Below are 18,622 nucleotides of genomic sequence, written 5' to 3'. Positions count from 1 at the left end.
CCACGGAATCATCCGAAAAGCTTTGAGGAAGTAGGACATCTTGCTCGACGTCAACGTCTTCGACGAGCTGCGTATCGGCCTGGCCACGGTCGACGACATCCGTTCCTGGTCGCACGGTGAGGTGAAGAAGCCCGAGACCATCAACTACCGCACCCTGAAGCCGGAGAAGGACGGGCTCTTCTGCGAGAAGATCTTCGGCCCCACCCGGGACTGGGAGTGCTACTGCGGCAAGTACAAGCGCGTGCGCTTCAAGGGGATCATCTGCGAGCGCTGCGGCGTGGAGGTCACCCGCTCCAAGGTGCGCCGTGAGCGCATGGGGCACATCGAGCTGGCCGCCCCGGTCACGCACATCTGGTTCTTCAAGGGTGTGCCGTCCCGCCTGGGCTACCTGCTCGACCTCGCCCCGAAGGACCTGGAGAAGGTCATCTACTTCGCGGCCTACATGATCACGTGGGTCGACGACGAGGCCCGCCAGGAAGACCTCCCGAACCTCCAGAATGAGATCGACCTGGAGAAGAAGGAGATCACCGACCGGCGCGACAACGACATCAACATCCGTGCCACCAAGCTCGAGAGCGAGCTCGCCGAGCTCGAGGCCGAGGGGGCCAAGGCGGACGCGCGCCGCAAGGTCCGCGACGCCGCCGAGCGCGAGATGGCGCAGCTGCGCAAGCGTGCCGACCAGGAGCTGGACCGCCTCGAGCAGGTCTGGGACCGGTTCAAGAACCTCAAGGTCGCCGACCTCGAGGGCGACGAGATGCTGTACCGGCAGCTCGTGGACCGCTACGGCACGTACTTCGAGGGCGCCATGGGTGCCCAGGCGATCCAGAAGCGTCTGGAGAGCTTCGACCTGGACGCCGAGGCCGAGTCGCTGCGCGAGACCATCCGCAGCGGCAAGGGCCAGCGCAAGACGCGTGCCCTGAAGCGGCTCAAGGTCGTCAACGCGTTCCTGACGACGACGAACTCGCCGACGGCCATGGTGCTCGACGCGGTGCCGGTCATCCCGCCGGACCTGCGCCCGATGGTGCAGCTCGACGGTGGCCGCTTCGCGACGTCGGACCTGAACGACCTGTACCGCCGCGTCATCAACCGGAACAACCGCCTCAAGCGGCTCCTGGACCTGGGCGCGCCGGAGATCATCGTCAACAACGAGAAGCGGATGCTGCAGGAGGCCGTCGACTCGCTGTTCGACAACGGCCGCCGTGGCCGTCCGGTCACCGGGCCGGGCAACCGACCGCTGAAGTCGATCTCCGACATGCTCAAGGGCAAGCAGGGCCGGTTCCGTCAGAACCTGCTCGGCAAGCGCGTCGACTACTCGGGCCGTTCGGTCATCGTGGTCGGCCCGCAGCTCAAGCTGCACCAGTGCGGTCTGCCGAAGCAGATGGCGCTCGAGCTGTTCAAGCCGTTCGTCATGAAGCGTCTGGTCGAGCTCAACCACGCCCAGAACATCAAGTCGGCCAAGCGCATGGTCGAGCGCACCCGCCCCGTGGTGTGGGACGTCCTCGAAGAGGTCATCACCGAGCACCCGGTGCTGCTCAACCGTGCGCCCACGCTGCACCGTCTGGGCATCCAGGCGTTCGAGCCGCAGCTCGTCGAGGGCAAGGCCATCCACCTGCACCCGCTCGTGTGCGGCGCGTTCAACGCCGACTTCGACGGTGACCAGATGGCGGTCCACCTGCCGCTGAGCGCGGAGGCGCAGGCCGAGGCCCGCATCCTCATGCTCTCGAGCAACAACATCCTCAAGCCGTCGGACGGCCGTCCGGTGACCATGCCGTCGCAGGACATGATCATCGGTCTGCACCACCTGACGGCCGAGCGGCCCGGTGCCGTCGGTGAGGGTCGCGTCTTCGGCACCCAGGCGGAGGCCATCATGGCCTTCGACCGCGGCGAGCTGGACATCAACGCGTCGATCAAGATGCGCATGTCCGACCTGGTGCCGCCGCGCCACGGCTTCGAGGCCCCCGAGGGCTGGGAGCCCGGCCAGCAGCTGCTGTTCGAGACCACCCTCGGCCGGACGCTGTTCAACGAGGCGCTGCCGACCGACTACCCGTTCCAGAACGAGGTCGTCGGCAAGAAGGAGCTCTCGGCGATCGTCAACGACCTCGCCGAGCGCTACCCGAAGGTCGACGTCGCGACGTCGCTGGACGCGCTCAAGGACGCCGGCTACAAGTGGGCCACGCGTTCGGGCGTGACGATCTCGATCTCCGACGTGGCGATGCCCGTGGAGAAGAACGAGATCCTCGACGAGCACGAGGCGCGTGCGCTGAAGGTGCAGGGCCAGTACGAGAAGGGCCTCATCACCGACGACGAGCGTCGCCAGGAGCTCATCGAGATCTGGACGCAGGCGACCGACAAGATCGCCGCCGTCATGCGGGACAACCTCGAGAACGACACCCGCAACACGCTCTACCGGATGGTCTCCTCCGGGGCGCGCGGTAACTGGATGCAGGTGCGTCAGATCGCCGGTATGCGCGGTCTGGTGGCCAACCCGAAGGGCGAGATCATCCCGCGCCCGATCAAGTCCAACTACCGCGAGGGTCTGTCCGTCCTCGAGTACTTCATCGCCTCGCACGGTGCCCGCAAGGGTCTGGCCGACACGGCGCTGCGTACCGCGGACTCCGGCTACCTCACCCGTCGTCTCGTGGACGTCTCCCAGGACGTCATCATCCGCGAGGAGGACTGCGGGACCGAGCGTGGTCTGATGCTGCCGGTCGCCGAGCGCATCGGCGACCAGCTCGTGCCGGACGGTCGCGTGGAGACCTCGATCTACTCGCGCACCTTCGCCACGCAGGTCGTCGCCCCCGACGGCACGGTCCTCGCGGAGCCGGGCAGCGACGCGGGCGACGTGATCATCGACCAGGTGATCGCCGCCGGCATCGAGGAGGTCAAGGTCCGGTCGGTCCTGACCTGCGAGTCGCGCGTCGGCACCTGCGCCAAGTGCTACGGCCGCTCCCTGGCCACGGGCAAGCTCGTGGACATCGGCGAGGCCGTCGGCATCATCGCGGCGCAGTCGATCGGTGAGCCGGGCACGCAGCTGACGATGCGTACCTTCCACACCGGTGGTGTCGCCTCCGCGGACGACATCACGCAGGGTCTGCCCCGTGTGACCGAGCTCTTCGAGGCCCGTACCCCGAAGGGTGAGGCGCCGATCGCCGAGTACACCGGTCGGGTGGCCATCGAGGACACCGAGCGGACGCGGCACCTGGTCCTCACCCCGGACGACGGCGGCGAGGAGATCCGGTACCCGGTCACCAAGCGTGCGCGCCTGCTGATCGCCGACGGCGACCACGTCGCGGTCGGTACCCAGCTGGTGCAGGGCGCCGTGGACCCGAAGAAGGTGCTGCGCATCCTCGGCCCGCGCGCCGCGCAGAAGCAGCTCGTGGACGCGGTCCAGGAGACCTACCGGTCGCAGGGCGTGGACATCCACGACAAGCACATCGAGGTCATCGTGCGCCAGATGCTGCGTCGCGTGACCGTGCTGGACGCCGGTGACTCCGACCTGCTGCCCGGTGAGCTCGCGGAGCGGGTCCGCTTCGAGGACGCCAACCGTGCGGCCGTGGCGGAGGGTGGCCAGCCGGCCGCCGGCCGTCCGGAGCTGATGGGTATCACGAAGGCTTCGCTCGCCACCGACTCGTGGCTCTCGGCGGCCTCCTTCCAGGAGACCACCCGGGTGCTCACCGAGGCGGCGATGAGCGGGCGTCGTGACCCGCTGCTGGGCCTCAAGGAGAACGTCATCATCGGTAAGCTCATCCCGGCCGGTACGGGGCTGTCCCGCTACCGGAACATCGAGGTCGAGCCGACCGAGCAGGCCAAGGCGGAGCTCTACCCGAGCTTCGGCTACGACGAGATCGACTTCCCGACGCTCGGCATGGGCTCGGGCGAGGCGATCCCGCTGGAGGACCTGGACTTCGGCGACTTCCGCTGATCCTGTTCGACGGAGAGGCCCCGTCGTCGTGCCGCGAGGCGCGACGGCGGGGCCTTCCCGCGTCCTGGGCCGGCCCCGTCCCGATCGACCACCCGACCCGACCGGCCACCTCGGCCCGCGCGGTCCTACCGGCCGTCGCCCCGTCGTACCCGCCGGGTACGACGGGGCGACGCGGGGTACGACCCGGCGACCGTGGGCCGGCGTCCCGCGGGTGCCGGGCCGGCGGCGCGGCGTGCGGGTGGGCGACGGAGGTCACAGTGCCGCCCTCGTCTCATCCTTTGACCCCGCTTGCTTCCGCGGGTAATCTTGGAAGCCGTGCCCGTGCCGTCGCGCCGTGCATCCCGAGGGTCATCCGAGCTTCTGTCCGGACGACCCGACGAACACGCCGCCGACGATCGCACGAGCATCCCGGGAAGAACGCCCGCTCCTCCGTGGGGATCGTGGGCGCACCCCGGGCCATCGAGCCGGTGGTACGTGGCGTGGCGGTCCGTGAGGGCCGCGGGTGCCGCATGCGATCGGCGCGCACAAGCCAGTACAGACCACCAGTCGAGGGCCGGACGACGGTCCTCGAGAGCTCGAGAGACGACGGAGACGTAGTGCCTACGATCCAGCAGCTCGTCCGCAAGGGCCGGACCTCGAAGGCCGGGAAGTCGAAGACTCCGGCGCTCAAGGGTTCCCCGCAGCGGCGCGGCGTGTGCACCCGTGTGTACACCACCACCCCCAAGAAGCCGAACTCGGCGCTCCGCAAGGTTGCGCGTGTGAAGCTCTCCTCCGGCATCGAGGTCACCGCCTACATCCCCGGTGTCGGCCACAACCTCCAGGAGCACTCCATCGTGCTCGTCCGCGGTGGTCGTGTGAAGGACCTCCCCGGTGTCCGCTACAAGATCGTGCGTGGCGCGCTCGACACCCAGGGTGTCAAGGGCCGCCAGCAGGCACGTTCCCGGTACGGCGCGAAGAAGGAGAAGGCCTGATGCCCCGCAAGGGTCCGGCCCCCAAGCGGCCGCTCATCGTCGACCCCGTCTACGGGTCGCCCATCGTCACGCAGCTGATCAACAAGGTCCTGCTCGACGGCAAGAAGTCCACCGCCGAGGCGATCGTGTACGGCGCCCTCGAGGGTGTGCGTACCAAGACCGACCAGGACCCGGTCGTCGTTCTCAAGCGCGCGCTGGAGAACGTCCGCCCGGCTCTCGAGGTCCGCTCCCGCCGTGTCGGCGGTGCGACCTACCAGGTGCCGGTCGAGGTGCGCCCCTCGCGCTCCACGACGCTCGCCCTGCGGTGGCTCACCGACTTCTCGCGGGCCCGCCGCGAGAAGACGATGACCGAGCGACTCATGAACGAGATCCTCGACGCGTCGAACGGCCTGGGTGCCGCGGTCAAGCGTCGCGAGGACATGCACAAGATGGCCGAGTCCAACAAGGCCTTCGCGCACTACCGTTGGTGATGCGTGCTGACGACCTCGGGGAGTTCCCCGGGGTCGTCAGCCGCACCCGGATCCGGCTGCCGGCCGGCCTCCGGCACCGGTTTCCGACGTCCCACTGACCCGAGGGGTAAGACACCGTGGCACTCGACGTGCTGACCGACCTGAAGAAGGTCCGCAACATCGGCATCATGGCTCACATCGATGCCGGCAAGACCACCACCACCGAGCGCATCCTGTACTACACGGGTGTGAACTACAAGATCGGTGAGACGCACGACGGTGCGTCGACGATGGACTGGATGGAGCAGGAGCAGGAGCGCGGCATCACGATCACGTCCGCCGCGACGTCGTGCTACTGGAACGACAACCAGATCAACATCATCGACACCCCGGGCCACGTCGACTTCACGGTCGAGGTGGAGCGCTCGCTGCGCGTCCTGGACGGCGCCGTCGCCGTCTTCGACGGCAAGGAGGGCGTCGAGCCCCAGTCGGAGACCGTCTGGCGCCAGGCCGACAAGTACGACGTGCCGCGCATCTGCTTCGTCAACAAGATGGACAAGCTGGGTGCCGACTTCTACTTCACGGTGAAGACGATCGTCGAGCGCCTCAAGGCCAAGCCGCTCGTGCTCCAGCTCCCGATCGGCGCCGAGAACGACTTCATCGGCGTCGTCGACCTGCTGACCATGAAGGCGCTGGTCTGGCACGGCGAGACCCAGCTGGGCGAGACCTACGAGGTCGAGGAGATCCCGGCGGACCTCCAGGCCAAGGCCGAGGAGTACCGCAACGAGCTCATCGAGTCCGTCGCGGAGTCCGACGAGGACCTCCTCGAGAAGTACCTCGGCGGCGAAGAGCTGACGGTCGACGAGATCAAGTCCGGCATCCGCAAGATGACGGTCAACTCCGAGGCCTTCCCGGTGCTGTGCGGCTCGGCGTTCAAGAACAAGGGCGTGCAGCCCATGCTCGACGCCGTGATCGACTACCTGCCCTCCCCGTTCGACGTCCCGGCCGTCCAGGGCCACGACGTCAAGGACGAGGAGAAGGTCATCGAGCGTCACGCGGACGCCACGGAGCCGTTCTCGGCCCTGGCGTTCAAGGTCGCCGTGCACCCGTTCTTCGGCAAGCTGACCTACGTCCGCGTGTACTCGGGCAAGGTGGAGCAGGGCGCCCAGGTGCTCAACACCACCAAGGGGAAGAAGGAGCGCATCGGGAAGCTCTTCCAGATGCACTCCAACAAGGAGAACCCCGTCCCCGAGGCGCAGGCCGGTCACATCTACGCCTTCATCGGGCTCAAGGACGTCACCACCGGTGACACCCTGAGCGCGCCCGAGGCGCCGGTCATCCTCGAGTCGATGACCTTCCCCGAGCCGGTCATCGACGTCGCGATCGAGCCGAAGACGAAGGCCGACCAGGAGAAGCTCTCGACGGCGATCCAGAAGCTCGCCGACGAGGACCCGACGTTCCGCGTCAAGCTGGACGAGGAGACCGGCCAGACCGTCATCGGCGGTATGGGCGAGCTCCACCTGGACATCCTCGTGGACCGCATGAAGCGCGAGTTCAAGGTCGAGGCCAACGTCGGCAAGCCGCAGGTCGCGTACCGCGAGACGATCCGTCGCAAGGCGGAGAAGATCGACTACACGCACAAGAAGCAGACCGGTGGTTCTGGTCAGTTCGCGAAGGTCATCGTGAACTTCGAGCCGCTGGAGACCACCGCCGAGGGCGAGCTGTACGAGTTCGCCAACGAGGTCACCGGTGGTCGTGTGCCGCGCGAGTACATCCCGTCGGTGGACGCCGGTATCCAGGCGGCCATGCAGCAGGGTGTCCTGGCCGGCTTCCCGGTCGTCGGCGTCAAGGCCACGCTCCTCGACGGTGCGTACCACGACGTCGACTCCTCGGAGATGGCGTTCAAGATCGCCGGCTCCATGGTGTTCAAGGAGGGCGTCAAGCGGGCCGACCCGGTCCTGCTCGAGCCCGTCATGGCCGTCGAGGTCCGTACGCCCGAGGAGTACATGGGCGACGTCATCGGCGACATCAACTCGCGGCGTGGACTGATCCAGTCCATGGAGGACGCGACCGGCGTCAAGGTCGTGCGCGCCCAGGTACCGTTGAGCGAGATGTTCGGGTACATCGGTGACCTGCGTTCCAAGACGCAGGGCCGCGCCGTGTACTCGATGCAGTTCGACAGCTACGCCGAGGTCCCCAAGGCCGTGGCTGACGAGATCATCAAGAAGACCCGGGGCGAGTGAGTCCCCACAGGTCGAACACCTGCACAACCATCAACCTGTAGGAAACCGCAACGCCCCGAGGGTTAGGCTTGATCGGCCGACACTCGCAATCGTTCGGAACATCTACCCAAGTCCCAGGAGGACCCAGTGGCTAAGGCCAAGTTCGAGCGGACCAAGCCGCACGTCAACATCGGCACGATCGGTCACGTCGACCACGGTAAGACGACGCTGACCGCCGCGATCTCGAAGACCCTCGCGGAGACGTACCCGGACCTGCCGGCGAACCAGCTCCGCGCCTTCGACGAGATCGACGCCGCGCCGGAGGAGAAGCAGCGCGGTATCACGATCAACATCGCGCACATCGAGTACGAGACGCCGAACCGTCACTACGCGCACGTCGACGCGCCGGGTCACGCCGACTACATCAAGAACATGATCACCGGTGCCGCCCAGATGGACGGCGCGATCCTCGTGGTCGCCGCGACCGACGGTCCGATGGCGCAGACCCGCGAGCACGTCCTCCTGGCCCGCCAGGTCGGCGTCCCGTACCTGCTCGTCGCGCTGAACAAGTCCGACATGGTCGAGGACGAGGAGCTCCTCGAGCTCGTCGAGATGGAGGTCCGCGAGCTGCTGTCGTCGCAGGACTTCGACGGCGACAACGCCCCGGTCATCCGCGTCTCCGGCCTCAAGGCCCTCGAGGGCGACCCCGAGTGGACCAAGAAGGTCCTCGAGCTCATGGAGGCCGTGGACGAGAACGTCCCCGAGCCGCAGCGTGACCTCGACAAGCCGTTCCTCATGCCGATCGAGGACGTCTTCACCATCACCGGTCGCGGCACCGTCGTCACCGGCAAGGTGGAGCGCGGCTCGCTCGACATCAACTCCGAGGTCGAGATCGTCGGCATCCGTTCGCCGCAGAAGACGACCGTCACCGGTATCGAGACCTTCCACAAGCAGATGGACCAGGCCCAGGCGGGCGACAACACCGGTCTGCTGCTGCGCGGTCTCAAGCGTGAGGACGTCGAGCGCGGTCAGGTCGTCGTGAAGCCGGGTTCGATCACCCCGCACACCAACTTCGAGGCCCAGGTCTACATCCTGGCCAAGGACGAGGGCGGCCGTCACAACCCGTTCTACTCGAACTACCGTCCGCAGTTCTACTTCCGGACCACGGACGTCACCGGTGTCATCGAGCTGCCCGAGGGCACCGAGATGGTCATGCCGGGCGACAACACCGACATGACGGTCGAGCTGATCCAGCCGATCGCCATGGAGGAGGGCCTCGGCTTCGCCATCCGCGAGGGTGGCCGCACGGTCGGTTCCGGCCGTGTCACCAAGATCCTCAAGTGATCTGCTGATCACCTGGTGATCCCGGAGCCCTAGGCTCCGCCGGTCCTCCGAGGCCCGGGCCCCGCGCGGGTCCGGGCCTCGGATGCGTCCGGCGTCACAGTACGAGGGGTTGGTTTCCCGGCTCCTCGTATGGCAAGATGTACAAGTTGCCTGTCACGGGCGCGTTCTTTCTCGTGTCGAACAGTGTGTAGCACCACGGTGCCGCCGGGACCTCTGGTCTGCGGTGGCGTCGGGCGCGACCTCCCCCCGGGGGAGTCGTGGGATGCCGGCTGTCGACGCGCACGAGCGCCCCACGGACACATGTCTTCGACAGGCTTGGCATACGTCGTGGCCCGCACCGCGGGCCACACCCACGGCCCCCATGCCGGACAGGTATGCGCACGGTTCTGTCGCACAAAGCGACACGCCCGAGCGCGGGGGTCGGACAGTAGCGGTTCGAGAGAGAGAGTCAGACGACGCCATGGCGGGACAGAAGATCCGCATCCGGCTCAAGTCCTACGACCACGAGGTGATCGACAGCTCGGCGCGCAAGATCGTCGACACGGTCACTCGCGCTGGTGCGACGGTCGTGGGCCCGGTGCCGCTGCCGACGGAGAAGAACGTCTTCACCGTCATCCGGTCGCCTCACAAGTACAAGGACAGCCGTGAGCACTTCGAGATGCGTACTCACAAGCGGCTGATCGACATCATCGACCCCACGCCGAAGGCTGTCGACTCGCTGATGCGCATCGACCTGCCGGCCGACGTGAACATCGAGATCAAGCTCTGAGGCTGGAAGAGATCATGACCAACCAGCAGAAGAACGTGACCGCGGTGCTCGGCACCAAGCTCGGCATGACGCAGACGTGGAACGAGGACGGCAAGCTCGTCCCGGTCACCGTCGTGGCCGTCCCCACCAACGTGGTGACGCAGGTCCGCAACGCGGACTCCGACGGCTACGCGGCCGTCCAGCTCGCCGCCGGCCAGATCGACCCGCGCAAGGTCACCAAGCCGCTCAAGGGCCACTTCGAGAAGGCCGGCGTCACGCCGCGCCGTCACGTGGCCGAGATCCGTACCGACGACTCCGCCGAGTACACGCTCGGCCAGGAGATCACCGCCGAGGCCTTCGAGGCCGGCGTGCTGGTCGACGTCGTCGGCACCACCAAGGGCAAGGGCACCGCCGGTGTCATGAAGCGCCACGGCTTCTCCGGTGTGGGTGCCTCCCACGGTGCGCACCGCAACCACCGCAAGCCGGGTTCGATCGGTGGCGCCGCCACGCCCTCGCGCGTCTTCCGCGGCATGCGGATGGCCGGTCGCATGGGCAACGCCCGCAAGACCGTCCAGAACCTGACCGTCCACGCGGTCGACGCGGAGAAGGGTCTGCTGCTCGTCACGGGCGCGGTCCCGGGTCCCAAGGGCGGCATCGTCCTCGTCCGTACCGCCGCGAAGGGAGCCTGAGACCGATGGCTAACCTGACCGTCGACGTGCTCGACGCCACGGGCAAGAAGGCCGGCACCGCCGAGCTCCCCGCCGAGGTGTTCGACGTCGCCACGAACGTCCCGCTGATCCACCAGGTGGTCGTCGCGCAGCGCGCGGCCTCCCGCCAGGGGACGGCCGCCACCAAGACCCGCGCCGAGGTGCGCGGCGGTGGCAAGAAGCCCTACAAGCAGAAGGGCACCGGTCGCGCCCGCCAGGGTTCGATCCGCGCCCCGCAGTTCGCCGGTGGTGGCACCGTCCACGGCCCGCAGCCGCGCAAGTACGACCAGCGCACGCCGAAGAAGATGAAGGCCGCCGCCCTGCGCGGTGCCCTCTCCGACCGTGCCCGCGCCGGCCGCGTCCACGTGGTCTCCGGGTTCGGCATCGACGACAAGCCGTCGACCAAGGCCGCGCTCGGCACCATCTCGGCGCTCACCGACCGCACGCACGTGCTGGTCGTCACGGAGCGTTCGGACGAGCTGACGATCAAGTCGCTGCGGAACCTGGAGCAGGTCCACCTGCTGACCGCGGACCAGCTCAACACCTACGACGTCCTCGTCTCCGACGACGTCGTCTTCACCTCCGGTGCGCTCGAGGCGTTCCTGGCCGGCCCGGCGACGGGCAAGTCGGCCAAGGCCGTCGCGACCGAGACCGAGGCCGCGTCCGAGAAGGAGGCCACCAAGTGACCGCCGTGACGAAGGACCCGCGCGACATCCTGATCGCGCCGGTCGTCTCCGAGAAGTCCTACAACCTCCTCGACGAGGGCAAGTACACCTTCGTCGTGGACCCGGACGCCAACAAGACCGAGATCAAGATCGCGGTCGAGAAGGTCTTCGGCGTGAAGGTCGCCTCGGTGAACACGATCAACCGCAAGGGCAAGGCGCGTCGTACGCGCTTCGGCCTGGGCAAGCGCAAGGACACGAAGCGTGCGATCGTCACCCTCCGCGAGGGGTCGATCGACATCTTCGGCGGTCCGGTCGGCTGAGCCGCACGAGAGCAGATCGAGGACTACTTCCATGGGAATCCGTAAGCACAAGCCGACGACGCCCGGCCGCCGCGGCTCGAGCGTCGCCGACTTCGTCGAGGTCACCCGTTCGGAGCCGGAGAAGTCGCTGGTTCGTCCGCTGTCCAAGACCGGCGGCCGCAACAGCTCCGGCCGGATCACCACCCGGCACAAGGGCGGTGGCCACAAGCGCGCCTACCGCGTGATCGACTTCCGTCGTCACGACAAGGACGGCGTGCCGGCGAAGGTCGCGCACATCGAGTACGACCCGAACCGCACGGCGCGCATCGCGCTCCTGCACTACGCGGACGGCACGAAGCGCTACATCATCGCGCCGAACAAGCTCGCGCAGGGTGACACCGTCGAGGCCGGCCCCGGCGCAGACATCAAGCCCGGCAACAACCTGCCGCTGCGCAACATCCCGACGGGTACCGTCATCCACGCCGTCGAGCTCCGCCCCGGTGGCGGCGCGAAGATCGCCCGCTCCGCGGGCGCTTCGGTCCAGCTCGTCGCGAAGGACGGCCCCTACGGCCAGCTGCGCATGCCGTCCGGCGAGATCCGGAACGTGGACCTGCGCTGCCGCGCCACGATCGGCTGGGTCGGCAACGCCGAGCAGTCGAACATCAACTGGGGCAAGGCCGGCCGCATGCGCTGGAAGGGCGTCCGCCCGACCGTCCGCGGTGTCGTGATGAACCCCGTCGACCACCCGCACGGTGGTGGCGAGGGCCGCACCTCCGGTGGCCGCCACCCGGTGAGCCCCTGGGGCCAGCCCGAGGGCCGGACCCGTCGTCCGAACAAGCCCAGCGACAAGCTGATCGTCCGCCGTCGTCGCACCGGCAAGAAGCGCTGAAAAGGAGCCTGACAGATGCCTCGTAGCCTGAAGAAGGGCCCCTTCGTCGACGACCACCTGCAGAAGAAGGTGGACGCTCAGAACGAGAAGGGGACCAAGAACGTCATCAAGACGTGGTCCCGCCGGTCGGTCATCACGCCCGACTTCCTCGGCCACACCTTCGCCGTCCACGACGGTCGCAAGCACGTCCCGGTCTTCGTGACCGAGGCCATGGTGGGTCACAAGCTGGGCGAGTTCGCCCCCACGCGGATGTTCCGCGGCCACGTGAAGGACGACAGGAAGGGTCGCCGCCGCTGACCCCGGTCAGTCGGTAGCGACTCGGACTGTCTGAGAAAAGGAAGCAGGACAGCAATGGAAGCCAAGGCGCAGGCGCGGTTCGTCCGTGTCACGCCCATGAAGGCCCGGCGCGTCGTCGACCTCATCCGTGGCAAGCAGGCCGCTGAGGCCGTCGCGGTGCTGAAGTTCGCGCCGCAGGCGGCGAGCGAGCCCGTCCGCAAGGTGGTCGAGTCCGCTGTGGCCAACGCACGGGTGAAGGCCGACCGCGCGAACGAGCGCTTCGACGAGGCCGACTACGTGGTCTCGATGGCGTACGTGGACGAGGGCCCGACCCTCAAGCGGTTCCGCCCCCGTGCGCAGGGGCGTGCCAGCCGCATCCTCAAGCGCACCAGCCACATCACCGTGGTCGTCGCACCGCGCGAGCAGAAGGAAGGGGCCCGATAGTGGGGCAGAAGATTCACCCGCACGGGTACCGCCTCGGCATCACCACCGACCACCGGTCGCGCTGGTTCGCCGACAGCACCAAGCCTGGTCAGCGGTACCGCGACTACGTCCGCGAGGACGTCGAGATCCGCAAGCTCATGAGCACCGGTCTCGAGCGGGCCGGTATCGCCAAGGTCGAGATCGAGCGCACGCGGGACCGCGTCCGTGTGGACATCCACACGGCGCGTCCGGGCATCGTCATCGGCCGTCGCGGCGCCGAGGCCGACCGCATCCGCGGCGAGCTCGAGAAGCTCACGGGCAAGCAGGTCCAGCTCAACATCCTCGAGGTCAAGAACGCCGAGATCGACGCGCAGCTCGTCGCGCAGGGCATCGCCGAGCAGCTGGCGAGCCGCGTCTCCTTCCGTCGCGCCATGCGCAAGGGCATCCAGTCCGCGCAGCGTGCCGGCGCGAAGGGCATCCGGGTCCAGGTCTCGGGCCGTCTCGGCGGCGCCGAGATGAGCCGGTCGGAGTTCTACCGCGAGGGGCGCGTGCCGCTGCACACCCTGCGCGCGAACATCGACTACGGCTTCTTCGAGGCCCGCACCACCTTCGGTCGCATCGGCGTGAAGGTCTGGATCTACAAGGGCGACCTCACCGAGAAGGAGTTCGCCGCACAGCAGGCGGCCGCCGCGCCCCGCCAGGGCCGTGGCCGTGGTGGCGAGCGTCGTGGTGGTCGTCGCAACGACCGCAACGAGCGTCCGTCGCAGCCGAAGCAGCAGAACGCTGCCGAGGCGTCCGACGCGCCGGCCCCGGCCGACCAGGCCGCGGCCCCCGAGTCCGGAACGGAGGCCTGAGTCATGCTGATCCCGCGCAGGCTCAAGCACCGCAAGCAGCACCACCCGAAGCGCTCCGGCGTGGCCAAGGGTGGCACCACGATCTCCTTCGGCGACTACGGCATCCAGGCTCTCGAGCCCGCCTACGTCACGAACCGCCAGATCGAGGCTGCTCGTATCGCGATGACCCGCCACATCAAGCGAGGCGGCAAGGTCTGGATCAACGTCTTCCCGGACCGCCCGCTGACCAAGAAGCCGGCTGAGACCCGCATGGGTTCCGGCAAGGGCTCGCCCGAGTGGTGGGTCGCCAACGTCAAGCCCGGCCGCATCGTCTTCGAGCTGGCCGGCGTCCCCGAGGACTTGGCACGCGAGGCCCTGCGCCGCGCGATGCACAAGCTTCCGATGAAGTGCCGTTTCGTGGTGCGCGAAGGTGGTGCGAACTGATGGCTATCGGTACCCAGGGCCTGGCCCCCGCCGACCTCGACGGCTTCGACGACGAGACCCTCGTCGCGAAGCTCAAGGAGCAGAAGGAAGAGCTCTTCAACCTTCGCTTCCAGGCCGCCACCGGCCAGCTCGAGTCGCACGGCCGCCTCAAGGCGGTCAAGCGCGACATCTCGCGGATCTACACGGTCCTGCGGGAGCGCGAGCTCGGCATCCGTACGGCCCCGAGCGTGAGTGAGTGAGGCACTGATGAGCGAGAACACCGAGACGGTGACCACCGAGGAGCGGTCCAGCCGCAAGGTGCGCCGCGGCTACGTCGTCAGCGACAAGATGGAGAAGACCATCGTCGTCGAGGTCGAGGACCGCAAGAAGCACCCGCTCTACGGCAAGGTCATGCGCCGCACGAACAAGGTGAAGGTGCACGACGAGGAGAACACCGCGGGCCGCGGCGACCTCGTCGTCATCATGGAGACCCGCCCGCTGTCCGCGACCAAGCGGTGGCGCCTGGTGGAGATCCTCGAGAAGGCCAAGTAAGCACAGACCTTCCTCGGTGGGGGCCGCGGTGTGACACACGTATGCGCCGGGTCCCCACCACAGCAACTATCCGTTCGGCCAGGCTCGTCCGGGACCTCCCGGGCAGAGAACCAGCTCGACGACAGGAGATCAATCGATGATCCAGCAGGAGTCGCGACTGCGAGTCGCCGACAACACGGGTGCGAAGGAGATTCTCACCATCCGTGTTCTCGGAGGCTCCGGCCGTCGCTACGCCGGTATCGGCGACACCATCGTCGCCACCGTCAAGGACGCGATCCCGGGCGGCAACGTGAAGAAGGGCGACGTCGTCAAGGCCGTCATCGTCCGGACCGCCAAGGAGCGCCGTCGTCCCGACGGTTCCTACATCAAGTTCGACGAGAACGCCGCTGTCATCCTCAAGGGCGACAGCGACCCCCGTGGAACCCGCATCTTCGGCCCGGTCGGGCGTGAGCTGCGTGACAAGAAGTTCATGAAGATCATCTCGCTGGCTCCGGAGGTGCTCTGACCATGGCGAAGATCAAGAAGGGCGACCAGGTGATCGTCACCGCAGGTCGCGACAAGGGCAAGACGGGCCGCGTGCTCGAGGTGCTCAAGGACTCCGACCGCATCGTGGTCGAGGGCATCCAGCGCGTGACCAAGCACGTGAAGGCCGGCCAGTCGGCTCGCGGCACCCGCACGGGTGGCCTCGAGACCGTCGAGGCACCGATCCACGTGTCGAACGTGATGCTGGTCGACCCCGAGACGAAGAAGCCGACCCGTGTGGGCTTCCGTCTCGAGGAGGTGGAGCAGGACGGCCGTACCCGCACGGTGCGCGTCCGCTACGCCAAGCGCTCCGGGAAGGACATCTGATGACCGAGACGACTCTCGAGGCCCCGGCCCTGCCGCGCCTCAAGCAGAAGTACCGCGAGGAGATCCTCTCCGCCCTCAAGGACGAGTTCGACCACCAGAACGTCCAGCAGGTCGCCGGCCTCACGAAGGTCGTCGTCAACATGGGTGTCGGGGACGCCGCGCGCGACTCCAAGCTCATCGAGGGCGCCATCCGCGACCTGACGGCGATCACCGGCCAGAAGCCGGCGATCAACCGTGCCAAGAAGTCCATCGCGCAGTTCAAGCTGCGTGAGGGCATGCCGATCGGCGCGCACGTCACCCTCCGCGGTGACCGCATGTGGGAGTTCCTCGACCGCCTGCTCTCGATCGCGCTGCCGCGCATCCGCGACTTCCGCGGTCTGAGCCCGAAGCAGTTCGACGGCCACGGCAATTACACGTTCGGTCTCACGGAGCAGTCGATGTTCCACGAGATCAACCAGGACAAGATCGACCGTGTCCGGGGCATGGACATCACGATCGTGACGACGGCGACGACCGACGACGAGGGCCGCTCCCTGCTGCGCCGTCTCGGTTTCCCCTTCAAGGAGAACTGATATGGCGAAGAAGGCCCTGATCAACAAGGCGAACGCCAAGCCGAAGTTCGCCGTGCGTGCCTACACCCGGTGCCAGCGGTGCGGGCGTCCGCACTCGGTCTACCGCAAGTTCGGCCTGTGCCGGATCTGCCTGCGGGAGATGGCCCACCGCGGCGAGCTCCCCGGCGTCACCAAGAGCAGCTGGTAAAACAACTACGCCGTAGGTCCGTGCGGCGCCCACCGCGGCGCCGCACGGATACCCCGGCGAGGAAGGGCTAGAGCCCGATGACTATGACCGACCCGATCGCAGACATGCTGACGCGTCTGCGGAACGCGAACTCGGCGCACCACGACACGGTCACCATGCCGTTCTCGAAGCTGAAGTCGCGCATCGCGGAGATCCTGCAGGCCGAGGGTTACATCAGCGGCTGGACCGTCGAGGACGCCCGGGTGGGCAAGGACCTCACCCTGACCCTCAAGTACGGCCCGAGCCGTGAGCGCGCGCTCACGGGCGTGCGCCGTGTGTCCAAGCCCGGCCTGCGCGTCTACGCGAAGTCCACCAACCTCCCGAAGGTCCTCGGTGGCCTCGGCGTGGCCATCCTGTCCACCTCCTCCGGCCTCCTGACCGACCGTCAGGCGCAGGACAAGGGTGTGGGCGGCGAAGTCCTCGCCTACGTCTGGTAATCCGGAAAGGAGAGACGCCCATGTCTCGAATCGGCAAGCTCCCCGTTCCGGTCCCGTCCGGCGTGGAGATCACCATCAGCGGTGCGCTCGTGACCGTCAAGGGCCCGAAGGGCACCCTGGAGCACACGGTCGCCGCACCGATCACCGTCGAGCAGACCGAGGACGGCCTCAAGGTCTCGCGTCCCGACGAGGAGCGCGAGTCGCGCTCGCTGCACGGCCTGACCCGCACCCTGCTGTCGAACATGGTCACCGGTGTGACCAACGGCTACGAGCGCAAGCTCGAGATCGTCGGCACCGGTTACCGCGTCGTGGCCAAGGGGCAGGACCTCGAGTTCGCGCTCGGGTTCTCGCACCCCGTCAAGGTCACGCCGCCGGAGGGCATCACCTTCGCGGTGGAGAGCCCCACGAAGTTCTCGGTCTCCGGCATCGACAAGCAGCAGGTCGGCGAGGTCGCCGCGAACATCCGCAAGATCCGCCGCCCCGAGCCCTACAAGGGCAAGGGTGTGCGGTACGCCGACGAGGTCGTCCGTCGCAAGGTCGGAAAGGCTGGTAAGTGATGGCTCTCAAGGTTCTCGGCAAGGGCAAGAGCGTCGCTCGTCAGCGTCGTCACCTTCGCCTGCGCAAGAAGATCAAGGGCACCGCGGAGCGTCCCCGCCTCGTCGTGACCCGTTCGTCGCGTCACATGGTGGCGCAGGTCGTGGACGACACGGTCGGCAAGACCGTGGCCTCCGCCTCGACGCTCGAGGCCGACCTGCGTGCGATGGACGCCGACAAGACCGCCAAGGCCCGCAAGGTCGGCGAGCTCGTCGCCGAGCGTGCGAAGTCTGCCGGTGTCGACGCCGTGGTCTTCGACCGTGGCGGCAACAAGTACCACGGTCGGGTGGCTGCGGTCGCCGACGGCGCGCGCGAAGGCGGTCTGGCGCTGTGATGACCACGTTCGCACGGAAGATGAGGATCCTCTGATGGCTGCAGGGCAGCGCAACACCGGCGCCCCCCAGGGCGCCAACGAGTCCAAGAACGACGGTCGCCGCTCCAACCGGCGCGACGACCGCCGCAGCAACAACCGCGGTGACGACCGGAACGCCTTCGTCGAGCGCGTGGTGACGATCAACCGCGTCGCCAAGGTCGTCAAGGGCGGCCGCCGCTTCAGCTTCACCGCGCTGGTCGTGGTGGGCGACGGCGACGGCACCGTCGGTGTCGGCTACGGCAAGGCGAAGGAGGTGCCCTCGGCGATCGCCAAGGGTGTCGAGGAGGCGAAGAAGAACTTCTTCCGCGTCCCGCGCATCCAGGGCACCATCCCGCACCAGGTCCAGGGCGAGGAGGCGGCCGGTGTCGTCTTCCTGCGTCCGGCCTCCCCGGGTACCGGTGTGATCGCCGGTGGTCCGGTGCGTGCCGTGCTGGAGTGCGCCGGCATCCACGACGTGCTGAGCAAGTCGCTCGGTTCGTCGAACGCCATCAACATCGTGCGCGCCACCGTCGCGGCCCTGAAGGGTCTCGAGGAGCCGGCGGCCGTGGCGGCTCGCCGCGGTCTGCCGCTCGAGGACGTCGCACCGGCTCCGCTGCTGCGCGCCCAGGCCGCCGGCCGGGCCGAGCAGGCGGAGAAGAAGTCCGACGAGAAGGTGGGTGCGTGATGGCCCGTCTCAAGGTCACCCAGGTCAAGTCCGCCATCGGCGGCAAGCAGAACCAGCGTGACACGCTGCGGTCCCTCGGCCTCAAGCGGATCGGCGACATCGCCGTGAAGGAGGACCGTCCGGAGATCCGTGGCATGGTCACCACGGTGGCGCATCTCGTCACCGTCGAGGAGGTCGACTGATC

Annotated in this window: 25 protein-coding genes; all 25 read left to right on the top strand. The window is 67.7% G+C overall.

From position 1 onward, the window contains the following. Positions 1-40: 40 nt before the first annotated feature. The 25 genes from Q6349_RS01240 (at position 41) to rpmD (ending at position 18,620) form a co-directional block, all read left to right on the top strand. A complete protein-coding gene (locus Q6349_RS01240; protein ID WP_171246415.1) occupies positions 41-3,922 on the top strand; it encodes a DNA-directed RNA polymerase subunit beta' in 3,882 nt (1,293 codons plus the stop codon). Positions 3,923-4,518: 596 nt separating this feature from the next. Continuing rightward, on the top strand, positions 4,519-4,893 hold the full coding sequence (gene rpsL / locus Q6349_RS01235; protein WP_106267324.1) for a 30S ribosomal protein S12: 375 nt from the start codon (positions 4,519-4,521) through the stop codon (positions 4,891-4,893). After that, positions 4,893-5,363 (top strand): 30S ribosomal protein S7, encoded by a 471-nt coding sequence (gene rpsG, locus Q6349_RS01230; protein ID WP_171246414.1) that lies wholly within the window; start codon positions 4,893-4,895, stop codon positions 5,361-5,363. The genes rpsL and rpsG overlap by 1 nt, the downstream gene beginning before the upstream one ends. Positions 5,364-5,479: 116 nt before the next feature. Next, a complete protein-coding gene (fusA, locus tag Q6349_RS01225) occupies positions 5,480-7,585 on the top strand; it encodes an elongation factor G (RefSeq protein WP_171246413.1) in 2,106 nt (701 codons plus the stop codon). A 126-nt stretch (positions 7,586-7,711) separates the two neighbouring features. Next, positions 7,712-8,908, top strand: coding sequence for an elongation factor Tu (gene tuf / locus Q6349_RS01220; RefSeq protein WP_171246412.1), 1,197 nt, complete (start codon positions 7,712-7,714; stop codon positions 8,906-8,908). A 460-nt stretch (positions 8,909-9,368) separates the two neighbouring features. Continuing rightward, positions 9,369-9,677 (top strand): 30S ribosomal protein S10, encoded by a 309-nt coding sequence (gene rpsJ / locus Q6349_RS01215; RefSeq protein ID WP_013837837.1) that lies wholly within the window; start codon positions 9,369-9,371, stop codon positions 9,675-9,677. 14 nt (positions 9,678-9,691) lie between these two features. Beyond that, positions 9,692-10,345, top strand: coding sequence for a 50S ribosomal protein L3 (rplC, locus tag Q6349_RS01210; RefSeq protein ID WP_171246411.1), 654 nt, complete (start codon positions 9,692-9,694; stop codon positions 10,343-10,345). A 5-nt stretch (positions 10,346-10,350) separates the two neighbouring features. Then, positions 10,351-11,049 carry a 50S ribosomal protein L4 gene (rplD, locus tag Q6349_RS01205; RefSeq protein ID WP_304602519.1) on the top strand — a complete coding sequence of 233 codons (699 nt, stop codon included), beginning with the start codon at positions 10,351-10,353 and terminating at the stop codon, positions 11,047-11,049. Further along, positions 11,046-11,348: a 50S ribosomal protein L23 gene (gene rplW, locus Q6349_RS01200; protein WP_171246409.1), complete on the top strand. Its 303-nt coding sequence runs from the start codon at positions 11,046-11,048 to the stop codon at positions 11,346-11,348. Before rplD ends, rplW begins: the two co-directional genes overlap by 4 nt. A 31-nt stretch (positions 11,349-11,379) precedes the next feature. After that, the gene (gene rplB, locus Q6349_RS01195; RefSeq protein ID WP_171246408.1) at positions 11,380-12,216 is read left to right on the top strand and encodes a 50S ribosomal protein L2; all 837 of its coding nucleotides are present in this window, start codon (positions 11,380-11,382) and stop codon (positions 12,214-12,216) included. Positions 12,217-12,231: 15 nt separating this feature from the next. Then, entirely contained in the window at positions 12,232-12,513 is a 282-nt protein-coding gene (gene rpsS / locus Q6349_RS01190; RefSeq protein WP_171246407.1) for a 30S ribosomal protein S19, read from the top strand. 54 nt (positions 12,514-12,567) lie between these two features. Beyond that, on the top strand, positions 12,568-12,936 hold the full coding sequence (gene rplV, locus Q6349_RS01185; RefSeq protein ID WP_171246406.1) for a 50S ribosomal protein L22: 369 nt from the start codon (positions 12,568-12,570) through the stop codon (positions 12,934-12,936). Then, complete coding sequence (rpsC, locus tag Q6349_RS01180; protein ID WP_304602518.1) at positions 12,936-13,769, top strand: 30S ribosomal protein S3; 834 nt, start codon at positions 12,936-12,938, stop codon at positions 13,767-13,769. The genes rplV and rpsC overlap by 1 nt, the downstream gene beginning before the upstream one ends. A gap of 3 nt (positions 13,770-13,772) precedes the next feature. After that, positions 13,773-14,192 carry a 50S ribosomal protein L16 gene (gene rplP, locus Q6349_RS01175; RefSeq protein ID WP_171246404.1) on the top strand — a complete coding sequence of 140 codons (420 nt, stop codon included), beginning with the start codon at positions 13,773-13,775 and terminating at the stop codon, positions 14,190-14,192. After that, a complete protein-coding gene (rpmC, locus tag Q6349_RS01170) occupies positions 14,192-14,431 on the top strand; it encodes a 50S ribosomal protein L29 (RefSeq protein ID WP_246246410.1) in 240 nt (79 codons plus the stop codon). Before rplP ends, rpmC begins: the two co-directional genes overlap by 1 nt. A 7-nt stretch (positions 14,432-14,438) precedes the next feature. After that, positions 14,439-14,723, top strand: coding sequence for a 30S ribosomal protein S17 (gene rpsQ / locus Q6349_RS01165; RefSeq protein WP_171246403.1), 285 nt, complete (start codon positions 14,439-14,441; stop codon positions 14,721-14,723). A 136-nt stretch (positions 14,724-14,859) separates the two neighbouring features. After that, positions 14,860-15,228, top strand: coding sequence for a 50S ribosomal protein L14 (gene rplN, locus Q6349_RS01160; protein ID WP_171246402.1), 369 nt, complete (start codon positions 14,860-14,862; stop codon positions 15,226-15,228). A 2-nt stretch (positions 15,229-15,230) separates the two neighbouring features. Continuing rightward, entirely contained in the window at positions 15,231-15,572 is a 342-nt protein-coding gene (rplX, locus tag Q6349_RS01155; RefSeq protein ID WP_171246401.1) for a 50S ribosomal protein L24, read from the top strand. Further along, entirely contained in the window at positions 15,572-16,144 is a 573-nt protein-coding gene (rplE, locus tag Q6349_RS01150; RefSeq protein WP_171246400.1) for a 50S ribosomal protein L5, read from the top strand. The genes rplX and rplE overlap by 1 nt, the downstream gene beginning before the upstream one ends. A gap of 1 nt (position 16,145) precedes the next feature. Continuing rightward, positions 16,146-16,331 (top strand): type Z 30S ribosomal protein S14, encoded by a 186-nt coding sequence (locus Q6349_RS01145; protein ID WP_013837851.1) that lies wholly within the window; start codon positions 16,146-16,148, stop codon positions 16,329-16,331. Between the two features lie 77 nt (positions 16,332-16,408). Then, entirely contained in the window at positions 16,409-16,807 is a 399-nt protein-coding gene (gene rpsH / locus Q6349_RS01140) for a 30S ribosomal protein S8 (RefSeq protein ID WP_171246399.1), read from the top strand. A gap of 20 nt (positions 16,808-16,827) precedes the next feature. Then, on the top strand, positions 16,828-17,364 hold the full coding sequence (gene rplF / locus Q6349_RS01135; RefSeq protein WP_171246398.1) for a 50S ribosomal protein L6: 537 nt from the start codon (positions 16,828-16,830) through the stop codon (positions 17,362-17,364). After that, positions 17,364-17,735 carry a 50S ribosomal protein L18 gene (gene rplR / locus Q6349_RS01130; RefSeq protein ID WP_171246397.1) on the top strand — a complete coding sequence of 124 codons (372 nt, stop codon included), beginning with the start codon at positions 17,364-17,366 and terminating at the stop codon, positions 17,733-17,735. Before rplF ends, rplR begins: the two co-directional genes overlap by 1 nt. 34 nt (positions 17,736-17,769) lie before the next feature. Beyond that, positions 17,770-18,438: a 30S ribosomal protein S5 gene (rpsE, locus tag Q6349_RS01125; protein WP_171246396.1), complete on the top strand. Its 669-nt coding sequence runs from the start codon at positions 17,770-17,772 to the stop codon at positions 18,436-18,438. Next, complete coding sequence (gene rpmD, locus Q6349_RS01120; protein ID WP_171246446.1) at positions 18,438-18,620, top strand: 50S ribosomal protein L30; 183 nt, start codon at positions 18,438-18,440, stop codon at positions 18,618-18,620. The genes rpsE and rpmD overlap by 1 nt, the downstream gene beginning before the upstream one ends. The last annotated feature ends 2 nt before the right edge of the window (positions 18,621-18,622 follow it).

The sequence above is a fragment of the Isoptericola sp. 178 genome (assembly GCF_030586525.1).
Lineage (GTDB): Bacteria > Actinomycetota > Actinomycetes > Actinomycetales > Cellulomonadaceae > Isoptericola > Isoptericola sediminis.
Note: the sequence above shows the minus strand (reverse complement) of the source record. Positions and strands in the feature narration are given on the sequence as shown.